We start from the raw sequence: 13,051 nt of genomic DNA on the forward strand, positions 1-13,051 counted from the left end.
TCATGGTCCTTCGTTCGTTCCGTCGGCCGGCCGCTTCGGGGGTGCCATCTCGACGTACACCTTGCGCCGATCGTTCCGGGGATCCACCGATTCCGGCGGGTCCTGGACGCCGTGGGAGATCGTCACGATCCGGATCTGGTCGGCCGTCACCCTGCGAGCGCCCGGAGGACGGCGAGACTGCAACTGGTCCAGCGCTCGCGCCAGCGCTCGCCGCAACGCGGCCGCGACCAGCTCGGCGCGCCGCCGGCCGACCCGCTTGCCGGTCAGCCGGTCGTCGCCGTAGCCGTGCAGGAAAATCTCCGACAGCGGCATGTCGTTGCGATCCTGCCACAGTACCGCCTTCGCGGCTTCCTTCGCCAAGCCGGCCACCACGACGCCCGCGATTCCGGGCAGTATCCGGTCTCCGTCGGCGACCAGCGCGGGGTCGATTCCCTTCACTTCCGCCATGGGCACCGTCGACCGCAGCACGACGCTGACGGCCGTGGCCACCATCGTCAACGGGTTGGCGATCTGGCGGTTTTCCCGCGGTGCGCCCAGGTGACTCCAGATTCCGAAGAACGAGGCGTCCGCAGTCTTCCGGTAGCCGTACAGGTACCACATCGTGCCCAGCGGCGGCAGTCGCTCCGGTCCCGCGGTCGCCGTCAGCGCCATGCGCGCCGCCAACTCGGCTTGCCCCAGCTCGAACCTGGCGACCCGGCGTCCGGCGTCCGTCGATGCCGGGTCGGCGATCACTTCTCTCGCGCGCTGTACGTCGATGAGCGCGTCGGCCAGGGCGAGCTGCGCCGGACTGGTGTCCGGCTCCGCCTCCAGCCGTCGCCGCAGGCCCGGCAGTTCCGCTCCGTGGATCGCCAGATTTTCCTCGATCGCCTCGTTCAGCAGGTGCCTGCGGCGTCCCCCCGCCCTGACCGTTTCGACCGTGAACTGCATGTCGTCCGCGGCGCTGCTCACCACCACCGAACCGAGGTGATAGCCCCATCCTGACGACAATTGCTCACCATCCGTGGTGTGGCTGTAGTCCATGTCCCAGCGGGGGCCCGTCTCCCCCTCCGAAGCGATGCCTTGCATCAGGTATGCCTCACCCGGCTTGGCCCACGCGAACTGGTTCACGCCGAGGCGCTGGGCGACCCGGTCGGTCCTGGCTCGCTCGTCGGTACCCCGGCGGAGGGCACTGCCGTACTCCTTTCCCGGCAGCGGCGGGCGCACCGAATGGGCGGACATGTAGTCGCCTGCCAACTGCGGCGTGACGTGTTCGATCGCGTCCGGAGTCCGCACGAACCGGGAGATCGCGTCGGCCACCTCGTGCGACCCGCGGAAATGCAACGGGCCGCCGTCAGCGATCTTGCCCGTCGCCGGAATTCCCTCCGCCGGCCGCAGCACTGCCTGGCGGTGCGAACCACCCACGATCTTCTGCGAAAACTCACTGCAGACCGCCGGCGGTGTGCGCCCGAAGTGTGGTGTCACCATCACCAGCGTGACCCCGTGACGTGTGACAGTGTTGCCAGGATTCACCCGCAACCGCATCGAGCTGCCGACTTCGGTGAGCCGCGCCCTCGCGTCGGCGATCACTTCCTGAGTCGCGTAGAAGCTCCGATAGCAGTATTCGACAGTGTCCACCACGCGACCGATCGTGCTGTCCGCGGAAAATATCATATCCGGTTTTTCATCGGTTCCCGTCAGGACCACGGGCAGCACCGCCGGGAACCGCTCGGTCCGGGTGTCCAGAACCGGTTGCCGAGCCTGCCAGAAGAACTGCGGTTCGCTGCCGTCACTGTGGAACTCGTAGTCCAGGGTGGGAAAACTCCGCTGTGCGGCATCGACGGCGCCGCGAGCGCTGTCCACCTCCGCGACTCCGGACTCCGGATCGAACGAAATCACGAACTCACCATCGACCCCCGCATCACGACCGCCACCCACCTCCGCAACCCCGGTCCGAGGATCGAACGTGATGACATCGCCCGCGAATTCCGTACCGAGATCACGACCACCGCCCACCTCCGCGACCCCGGACTCCGGATCGAACGAAATCACGAACTCACCATCGACCCCGTCGACACGACCACCACTCACCTCCGCAATTCCCGTCCGGGGATCGAACGTGATGACATCGCCGGGGCCACCGTTCGGCAAGGACTCGTCCGGACGGCCATCTCCTGCTACCGGGGTCGTGGAGCGGCGAGCCGGCTTCGCGGTGTTCTCCAGGTGCACCTGGACCAGTACCTCGTGCCCTGTCTCGGTGTCATCCGACTCGAGCACCCGGATCGGCACCGAAGCCGGGTCGAACCACAACGCGAAGGTCTTCGCCAGCTTGGCGGCCTCGTCCTTGAACGCCTCTTCGAAGATCGTCTTGACGGACTCGGCCCGGTCCCTCTCCCGCGGACCGGCGACGATCGACACCGAATTGGCCCGATGACCTCTCCTTCGGCTGGCTCTGCCCGCGACGGCCCGTGCGGTCTTCCGCGCCGCGTCCACCAGCGCCTCTCGCTGATCGGCGAAGCCGGGCCCCACCCGCACGTCGGCGATGTGGCCGACGGTGAGATCGGCCGCCTTGACCAGGACCTGTTCGTCGTCCGGCACACCGGCCTCGCCGATGGTGCCCCCGTCGATCACCATCCGCATCCCGCCCCGTGCCGTGCGCGTGCCGCCGGAATGTGTGGACATCGCGGCACTCGCAGCGATCGCACCGGGCACCGGACGGTGCGGCCGCAGGAATTTCCACCCCCGCACAATCGAAAGCGCGGCTGTCCCCTTGTTCAGCGAACAGACATCGAAAGCCAGCGACGGCGTCCGGTCCGGATACGCGGCTTGGAAGAGCGCGCTGCCGGAAATCACGCTGGCCGCCGGCACGCCGTACAGCGTGACGTAGTCACCCCTGGTATGCGGATCCGTCCGCTTCAGAGCGACGATCATTCCTTGCCTCAGGCCGTGTGCGATCACTCGCCAGGTGTCGTCTTCGGGCAGTGCGACATATTCGACGAGATCCGTGTTGCTGTTCTCTCTCCCATTCTCGGCGTGGCTTACATCGTTGCCCTTGTCGTCGATCTCGTTCTGCCTGAAGTAGGTCTTACGGTCAGCGGAGCCGGAAACGAGCGATGCGAAAGCATCCTGGGCCGCGTCCAAGTCCTCCGACGGGAAGGACTGTCCGACGCGCTTGCCGTCCTTGTCGATGGCGGAATAGGTGAGCACCCGGTCAGGCTCCGGCTCCGGCGGCGGCGTCGAAAAGAACCGCGCCTCGGTGGACGCCACGGTGCCATCGGGCTCGAACCTGAACTCTCCACCGGAGGAGTGGTTCGCGCGCGAATACCCACCAGCGTTGATGCCGCTGACGAGAGCCTGCCTGTCCAGCAACGGCCCGCCGACGGACGCCCACGCGATCGACGGCTCCTGTCCTCGCGCGAGATCGGCCCCCGGTACACCGCGACCGAGCAGGGACCGCAGCACACCGGAGTCACGGAGTACGCCGACCAGGTGCTCGGGAGTCAGGGTTGCCCGCCCGCCGCGGAACTGACCCTCGTATCCGGCGTCCGACCGCTTGGCGACGATGAAAACCGGGGGCTTTTCCGTGCCATGCCACGGTGCGGGTGTGACGAACCCGTCCGGCAGGGTAATCGTGTTCAGCACCTGGTTCGTGCTCGCGTTCGCCCACTCCCGCAACTGCGCGAGCAGACCCTCGTCGCCCTGCGACCGGATCAGCAACGCCCTCGGGGAACCGTCCGGGGCATGGATCGGCATCAGGTCGAGATCGCCGTCCCGGGGCATCGACACGAGAGCCAGCGACGGCAGCCGATCGGCATCCCAGTGCGGACCGATCTCCCCGACGGTCGAATACACCTCGCGGAAGTCGCCGATCATGTGCAGCGCGGACGTGAAGTCGAAGCCGACGGCACCACGCTGCCAGCGGTCCGCGCCATGCGGGGTGATCACCACGACAGGTCGTCGTGGATCGGCCATCATCAGATCGGCGAATTCACGGTTCGCGATCAAAGCGGACGCTGCCCAGAAGCCGTTCTCCTCGGTGACGAAGCCACCCGCGTGCGACACCACTGTGCTCACGCCAGAGCCGGGAGCCAGCACGAACACTGGATTCGCCTTGCCCCACACAGCACTGTGGACCCGGCCGGCACGTACCTGCTCGGCGAACTCCGCCATCGCGATCCGCGACCACGTGCCTGCCGGCGACGGGAAACCGAACACCGAACCAGTATGGAAAATCCTGGCGTCCTCGTACGGTGTCGGCCGGTGCGCGAATCCGATCATCCAGTCCGTGGACAGAATGCCGGTGTCGCTGAAGCCCACCTTCCCCGCGTAGCCGTTGCTCTCCGACCTGCCACCGCTGAGCCGGGCCAGCTCGTCCACGAACCGGTCGTTGTGCGAACGTTGCGGCGCATCCGGCGCGACGTCGCGAGTCACCACGTTCAGCGCGGGGCGCACCGGTCCGTCGAATGCCGCACGGAACAGCGGGTCCGCGTACAACTCCGCGGCCGTCTGTTCCGGGGTCATCTCGACCGTGTGGCGGCCGCCGCTCAAGCCGACCCGAAGGTCGCCTGACTCCGCGGCCTCCAGATAAATCCACAGTGGAGGTTTCTGGCCGTCTTCCAACCGCCAGTATGCCGGGATGAAGCGCTCCTCGAGAGTCGCCCAGGCGTGCTGCGCATCCACATGAACAGCCGCCACCACACGCTCGGCGTGGGTGGTCGACTTCGCGACACCCCGATCGGCCCACCCGCTGCCCGCGAGGCTGAACCCGTGCGTGCGGCCTTCGAGGTTGGTCAGGGCCGCCACGCGCGCGTCGCCCGCCCGGGGCGAGGACACCAGCCGGAAGTCGGCGTCCCGCGGTGGGACGGGCTCTGCCGGGGCGGCCGGATCGACAGCCGGTACGGCCGCCCGGACGGCGCGGTACGGGCCGCTGCCACGCAATGCGTCGGCCAGTTCCCCCGCCAGCCGCCACGCGTGCCCGGCATCATCGCGGGCCAGCACCACGAGCCGGACGTCGGTCGCCGGGTCGGCCAGGACCTCGGGTCCGTCACGCAGGAGTGTCTCTGCCGCTTCGCGCGCATTCAAGCCGCCACGGTCACCCGCCCGGAAACCGTGTTCGCCGGCTTCGACGTAGATGTACAGCGGTGCCTCGAAGTCGACGCTCGCCACTTCCGTCGAGCGCACCGGATTGGCGTGCGTGGCGTACATCCGCCGAGGCCATCCGTCGCGCTGGGACGAATCCGGCACCAGAGCCATGCCGCCGGCCGAGTCCGCGGTGGGCGAGTAGACCGCCGCCGCCGGAAGCGTGGGTGGCTCGAAATCGCCTCTGACAGCACGAGAGACCGCGAGCGGGCCGAAGGCGAACGAAGTGAACGCCGCGTTCAAGGCGGCAAGAGCATCCCTGCTCTCACCGCCACTCTCACCCGGCACCACGGACCCGGGATCGGACCAGCCGGGCACGAGCGGGGCGAACGCCGCGTTGACCTCGGCGACAGCCTCGTTGGTGAGCTCGTTCGACGCGTTGGCCAGCGCCTTCGCGCCGAGCTCTCGTACGGGAAGCCGGACGTCGATCGTCGAGGCCTGCCCGGCGTGACCAGGTGCTCGGGCGCCCACGACCCGGATCACGAGGTCACGCATCTCGATGTCCAGGCCGCGCAGGGCCAGGCGCACCGACTCATGGAGCAGTTCGTCCTGGAACACCGCCCTGATGGTGTTCGCGCGCTGCTGCCCGATGGCCTTGGCGTCGCGTCCGTCGACCGGGCTGCCGTAACCGGTGATGGTGATCTCGGGCAGGCCCGCGTCGTTGTGCGCGGAGCTGGTGCTCGTACGCCACACCTTGTCGCGCCACGCCGCGGCGCGAAGGACCCGCCGGGCCTGCTCGCGTACCCGCTCGACCTGAGCGTTCGGGATCCTCGTGCTCCCCCAGGCGAACGTGACCTCCGCCTGCCCGATCCGGCTCACCGCGAGTTCGTCGAGCCGGATCTCCGATGCGGAATCCTTGGCTCCCAGCGCCGGGGTGAAGAGACCCTCGCCCTGGAAGTAGCGGCTCGCATTGGTGGGCACCACCGTGACCGGCTCGGTGGCGCCGAAGACCTCCACCGCGTGACCGGTCATCTTCCACCGCCGCAGCGCGAATCGATCGGCGTGGCTGGTTCCCGTCCCACCCGGCGGCGCGTTCAACAGGCATTGGCCCAGTACGACCGGAGCCTCGGGATCGTGACCGGCCTGCCGGTAGATGTCGCCGGCCATGACGACGCGGGCCGCGTCGCCCCCGTCGAAGACTTCACGGTCGCCGAACCGCAACGGCCGGTCGGTCAGCAAGCCGAAGAGGAAGCCCTGACGAGTACCGTGCCCATCCGTGTGCCAGGGCTGTGCCGTGGCCCCCGCCCAGTCGGCGAGATAAGCCACGTATCGCCGGGTGATCCTGCCCTGGGCGTCTGTCGTGGTGACTTCCCGGAAGTAGTACCGCTGCCGTACCGCCGTGTCGACCTGCGCCGGCAAGGCCATATGAAACGCGTCGAGTTCGTCGAGCGGGTAGTACTCCCCGTACACGCCCAACCGCTCATTGGCCATGGCGTGGACGACGAAGTCGTCCGGCCCGCGGCTCGGCGGCTGATGAGTGACGAACCCCGCGTCCCGCAAGGTGATCCTGCCGTCATCGGACAGCGTGAGGCCGCTGGGGGGTACGTGTACGTTCCGCGAGTACCCGCCCGCGCTGAAGACCTGGGTGAATTCGCGGCCTCCGGCGGCCTTCCCGTCCAGGGAAGCCAGCACGAGCGGTCGGGCGGCGCCGGAGTTCTTGCCACCCCTGAGCATGTCCCGCAGGTCCAGATCGGCGCGGAGGACCTGGGCGAGTTTCGCGTGGGTGAGGTCCTTGACGGTGCCGTCGAGCAACGTGCCGCGGTAGCCGCGGGTACCTGAACCGGCGAAGACGAACATCGGCAGCACCGGCCACGGAGAGGCCTCCGACCGCGTCATCGTCCACCCACCGGCGTCGGTGGTGATCCGGTAGCTGCGCAGCCGGTCGGTGGTCGCGTTCCAGGCCCATGCCTCGGCCCATTCGTACAATGCTTCGTCGCCGGCGGCCCGCACGTACAGTGCGACCGGCTCGCCGTCGCGGTTCTTCAGCACGCTGGTGCGCAGGTCCCCGGCACGGAGATCCGACACGAGCACGAACTCCGAGTCGTCGGCCAGACCGATCCTGTCCGGCTCGATCCGTGCCTCGCCGGTCGGCGCGTAGACGTCGTTGTAGAACTTCTCGGCCCGAAGCGCCCCGGCGAAATCGAAGCCCAGCCCGCCGAAGTTCGCCCGGCTACCGCCGTTCCGCGCGACCAGCAGCACCGGCCGGTCCGGCTCGTTCTTCAGCCGCGCACGGAACGCCGGATCGGTCAGCAGCGTCCGCCCGAGCTGCCCGCCGTCCAGCTCTCGCACGCCGCCGGCCTCGGCCGCGACGCGTGCGTAGCTGCCGTCGACGGCGTCCACCGAGACGATCAGCGGCACCTCCGGGCTCCACACCCCCTCCAGGTCGGCGGAGCCGTTCTGGATCGCGGCGACGAGATCCCGCAACGCGCCGGTCTCGGCCGCCGGGTCCCGGGCACCATCCGGCACGGGGAAGCCGTACACGTCGTCCGAGAACACGCGCACCACGTCCCGCACACGCAGTGGAGCGCTCTCGGTGAAGTTCGAGCCCCGCACCACGATCGGAATGGGGGTTCTGAACCGGTACCGGACCGGTCCCGCGTAGTCGTAGCTCTGCACCGGGCCGCCGAGTTCGCGCAGCTTCGCCAGCAGCTCGGCGTTGCCCCGGCTCGCCGTGCCCGGCTTCGCGAGGTCGTCGTTGGTGAAGATCACCAGCGGCGGGCGCACGGGTCCGGCGGTGAGCCGCTGGAACATCGAGGACTTGAAGGTCAGCTCCGCCGTGACGCTCGCGGGCAGGGGCCGGGTCGACCCGTCGGACAACGGGACGTCGTAGATGGCGCCGGCGCTGTCCAGGTGAAGCTCGATGGGACGCGTCCGGGAGCCGTCCGTCGCCGACGCCCACGGCTGGGTCTTCAGCGTCCGCACCACGCCGCCATGCGAGTCGACGTGCTCCTCGTACACGACACGGCGGCTCTGGTCGGTCGCCGAATCGGGCACCTTCGTCTCGCCCGTGAGGCGCGCCGGCGAGGCGAATCCCATGCCGTACTGCTTCTTGTCCACATCGGACAGCGCGGTCCAAACGACGTCGCCCGGCCGGATCTGGGCGACCAGCGGGAAAGACCCGTTGTTCGCCGGAACGGCCTCGTCCGCCGCGTTGCGCACCAGCACGTCGGTCGCCGCTTCGACCGTGCGGAACGGCCCGTCGCCCCGCAACGCCGCGGCGAACTCCCTCGCGGCCCGAGCCGACTCGGCCGGGTGCGCCGGATCCGCTCCGACCAGCCGCACCGGCACCTCCGGGCCGGCGGCGTGCCACCGGAACTCCGGCGAGTTCCGGACGTGCTCGGCGAGCGTCGGCCCATCGATCAAGGAACCGTTGACCAGGAACCTGCCGCCCTGACCGGCGACGAAGACATAGAACGGCCTGCGCCCGTCGTCACTCGGCGGCAACGCGGCGTACAGCGGATCCCAATGCGCCTTGCCCGGCCGGGAACCCGCGTCGAAGCTGAGCCCACCCGCCGCGACGGGGCTGGAAGCGTAGTCCGCACCACGCGGCACCCGCGGCACCGATACCTCGACCGTGACCGGCCCCGACATGACCGAGGACACCACGATGTCCGGCAGCCCCCGTGCCGGGTCTCCGTCCAGTTCGGTCCGCACCAGGTGGGCGACGTGCTCGGCGTCCCGCGGCGGACCCTTGATGTCGACCCGCGGCACCGGCAGCCCGATGGCCCGCTGGAAGCGGATCGAGGTGTCCAGCGCGCCGGCCAGCGACCGGACCCCGGCGACCGCCGAAGGATCGCCGTGGAGGTCGAACGTATGTGGCACAGCAAGCTGTGCGTTGGCCTGGTCACGCGCCGCTTTGTCCACTTCGGACACTGCAGGGGTCACGGCGCTACGAACCGAAGCGGTATCGCTACCGCTCTCACCGTCGATCGCGATCACGGGGTCGGGTGTGATCGTCGAGGCGTCGCTCTCACTGTCGCTGTCCGGCCACGACGGGTTCGGGAAACTCCGCGTCGCGGCGGCCCCGTGCTCCGGCTCGGCCGGTGCGCGGGAAAGCTCCAGCGGTGTTTCTTCGGTGGGGAAGAAGGTCCCGGCGTGCGCGCCGGACGCGGTCACGACCGGCACCCGCACGAACTCGTCATAGGAGCCGACGGACTCCTCGTCACCGTAATCCCCTGTTCCCGGCGGGAAAAGGGTCTCGCTCGCCTTCGTGTCCGAGCGAGTTGCCCACGCCACGAGCTGATCCGGCGTGAGTGTCGCCGGGTTCGAGCGCATCGGGTCGTTCACCACGAACGCCTCGCGACCGTCCACAGTGGTCACTTGCAGGTAGACCACGTGGTCCGGGCTTTCGAGCGTGGCCCCGCCACGAGCGGCGACCCGGTGCCAGAAATCCTCCCGCTGTTCCGGCGTCGCGAGATTCGCCGCCAGGCGAACGCCGCGAGCCCTGTCGGAGAACTGGTCGTTCGCCCCGAACAGCGAGCCGTCCGGTTCCGGCGCGAGCTGCGACTGGAACTTGGCTACGCAGAGCCCCTGATCGACACCGGAGAGCCGGCGGCTCGGGCGGTCCAGTACCAACGGCGACATCAGCACCGCGCTCGCCCACCAATGATCCCGCAGCACCTTGGGGGTGAGCACCGGTACGCGGTCCCCGTTGGGCTCGGTGGCCGCCAGCTTCTGCATGGACCGGCCCCAGCGCTCGGTCAGACCACGCCACGCACGGCGCACCGCCGGGTCGGCCTGGTCCGCGCCGAGGAGGTCGCGCGCACGCCGCTCGATGGCGGCGAACTCGGCTCGCGCGTCCGCGATCCGCTTACCGACCATCTCCGCGTGTGAACGGCCGAACGGCCGGTCCGGCCTGGTCCGGATCTCGGCGGGCAGCCGGCCGAGGCGGTTCTCGGTCGCGTTCGCCACAACGCGGCCAAGGTGCAGCAAGGCCGCGACCGTGGGCACCCGGCTGCGAACACTCGCGTCGACCACCGCCGCCACGCAGGTGGTGATGAAGTACTGCTCCTCATGGCCAGTACCAGCGAACAACGACTCGGTCAGCGCCGCCGGATTCGCCAGCAGAGCGGAGAACAACGGATCGGCGGCGACCGCCGCCCTGCCCTCGTTGCTGAGATTCACCAGCCCGAGCGTGGCCAGCCGGACGGGCAGTTCGGCGCCGGTCGGCACAGCCAGGCCGTACACCGGGGAGAACGGCCCCGAGAACGGGTCCTGACCACGGGCGAGCAGGTCGGTCACCTCGTCGAGCAGCTGGGTGAGCCGCGCGGGAGCGATCGGCTGGATCGCCCGGCGGTCCACCTCGGCACCGTGCTCGAAGCGCTTCGCGCGTCCCGGCCGTTCACGCGTCGGCACCAGGCTGGCGGCCAGCAGGGCTTCGTTGACCAGCGCGCGCACCCGGTCCCTGGTCGCCTGGTCGTCCGTCGTGGTGAGCGTGTCGTTCAATGCGACCAGCTGGTCCCGCGTCTCCGCCGGAAGGCTCCGGCGTTCGAGCTTTCCGTCTGCGGCCAGCACGGCGTACTCGGCCACCTTCGCCTGTACTTCGGCCCCGGGCAGCGCCAGTTCGGGCAATCCGTGCGTCACCTGGTCGTAGGCCACGAGCGCCTGCCGCTCCACGGACCGGCCAGGACCTTCGAGATCGACGCGGTCCGAGTCCTCGGGAGTGACCTGCGGTCCGCCGGTCGCCGCCTGATTCTCGACGTCGCTCGCCGGCACGGCGGGCTGGTCGCCCTGGAGCTCGGCGAGTTCGGCGAGAACGTCGTCCGCGAAGCGGTCCAGGTCCAGCTGGAGCTCGGGCAGCCGGTTCGCGGGCTCACCTTCCGGACCGGCAACGGCCGAGCGGTCACCGTCCACTGTGTCGGCGACCGCGGCCTGGCCGGAGTCGTTGTTCCGGTCGAGGCGCACCGCCCGGATCGGCCGGCCGTCATCGGGACGGCCGTCAGCGCCGGCGGGGTCGGTGTGGCGTTCACCGTCAGGGCCGATACCGACGAAGGAACCACCTTCCGGCAGCCGCACCTCGCCATCCTCACGCAGCTCGACCGGCGCGTCCGGACCAACGACCCTGCCCGCGAAACCGTGCCCCCGCACCAGGTCCGCCACACGCCCCAGCCGGTCACCCAATTCCGGATCGGCCATCCGGCAGCTCAACCACATCAGTTCGGCCGCCTGCCGCCAGCCCTGTTCCCCTGGCAGCCCGGCACTCAGCAGCAGCCGCACCACACCCGCTTCGGAGAGCGGGAGCCGCTTGCCATCCGACTTCCGCCGGACCAGGAAACCGTCCTTGTCGTGATGCATCGCGACGGTGAACGCGCCCCGCGCACCGGCGCCCCGCCGGAACGCCGTCTTCACGATATCGGCCTCACCCGGCTCCCCCGGGAAAAACACGCCATTGACCTTGCCCGCCCTGTCGGCCAGTGGCTCAAAGTCCACATCGGACAAAACAACGCTGTCCGCCGGAAGAAGGTCCGCCAACGGAACCGGATCCCCCACCGTCCCCGCGGGACGCTCGAACCGCACACCACGCCCGGCTTCCGGCTGCGGAACGTTCTGGTCGTCGAAATCGATCAGCTCATCAAAGAGCGCTTCGGCGGTCTCCTCGTCCAACTCGGGTACGTTCTCGGATCGGGCACCAGGCGTATCCACTGCAGGCGCGATCTGTTCCGTATTCTGCGTTTCGCCCAGCAAATCCGCCGTAAGCTGTCGCGTCGGCGAACCCGGCGGCTCGCCGGGCGACGCCTGGGGCCGAGGGAGGGAAACGTCGCCGAGCACATCAGCCATCAAGACCGAACCAGACGCATCCGACGACGAACCGTCGTCCGCATCCGGCATCGCCTCATCCGAGGAAACGTCACCACCGAACAACGAGTCGTCCTCCGAGTCCGGTTCCTGTTCCCGCGCCCGCTGCTGCTCGTGTTCCCTCGCCAGCGCCAGCCCCAACCGCTCCAACGCCCGCGCCTGTTCCCGCTCCCGCTCGGCACGAAGCACCGACTCACCAGCACCCTCCTCCGCACCCCGCACAGGCGGATTCGCCCCAGACCCCGGCGTGTCCTCTTCCACCGGCGACGTCCGGACAAGCCGCAAACCAATCCTGAGCCTGGAATCCGCGCCGATCTTCACCTGCGCACGCAAAGCCCCGAACAACGACCCCCCATACCGCCGCAGTGCCCGCTCCACCAACACCGTCAACTTCCGCACCCGCTCCCCAGTAACCCCCCCACCCCCGGCAGCAACCCCGATCTCCAACACCGGACGCGCACCCACAGAACTCGCACGGAAAAGCCGGACAAAACCCTCCACCGCCCAACCCACCTGCCACTCCACCGCCACCGGCAACCGCGCGCTACGGCGCGACACGTAGCCGAACCACAATTGGGGAGCATCACGGTAATAGTCCCGAGTCCGGCCGAACGGACCGCGCGCACTGACCACGACCTCACCGTCATAACCAGTGTTCGCCCGATCCCACGTCCACGTGATTGGAAGACGGGCAAACATCGCATCATCGACACCAGCCATCCGCTCACGCAACAACCCGACGAGATAAGCCTCCGTACGCTCCCGAATCGCCCGCCACGACGCCTCCAACCGCTCCATCTGCCTGGTATCAGGTACCACCAACGACCGCACAGCAACCCGGACATCCGGCAACTCCGCATCCGGATCCAGCCCGCCGATCACCCCACCCAACCACGCACCGTAATCCCTGACCGCCTCCGCATCATCCTCGAACAACCACGACGTATTCTGATCAAGAGTATGAAACAGCCCCGTCCTCCTCGCGACCCCTTCAGCCTCCCCCGGCCCGAGCACGTCAAGCAGCACCGCGCCGCCCGCATTCGGGTCGCCGTAGGGCACGAACCGCACGAAGGTGGTCATCACCTCATCAACCGACAACACCCTGGCGGCGGCTTCGTCCGGCAACCCGCGAACGTGCGCG

General features: G+C 69.0%; 1 protein-coding gene (running past one end of the window). It reads right to left on the reverse strand.

The window, feature by feature from the left end:
- Positions 1-13,051: the final stretch of a toxin glutamine deamidase domain-containing protein gene (locus ACFWX1_RS13595; protein ID WP_378387024.1), read on the reverse strand. Its footprint extends 60,590 nt past the window's final position; only the last 13,051 of its 73,641 coding nucleotides appear in the window; the start codon falls outside the window, past its right edge; the stop codon is at positions 1-3.

The sequence above is a fragment of the Amycolatopsis sp. NPDC059021 genome (assembly GCF_042739895.1).
Classification (GTDB): Bacteria; Actinomycetota; Actinomycetes; order Mycobacteriales; family Pseudonocardiaceae; genus Amycolatopsis.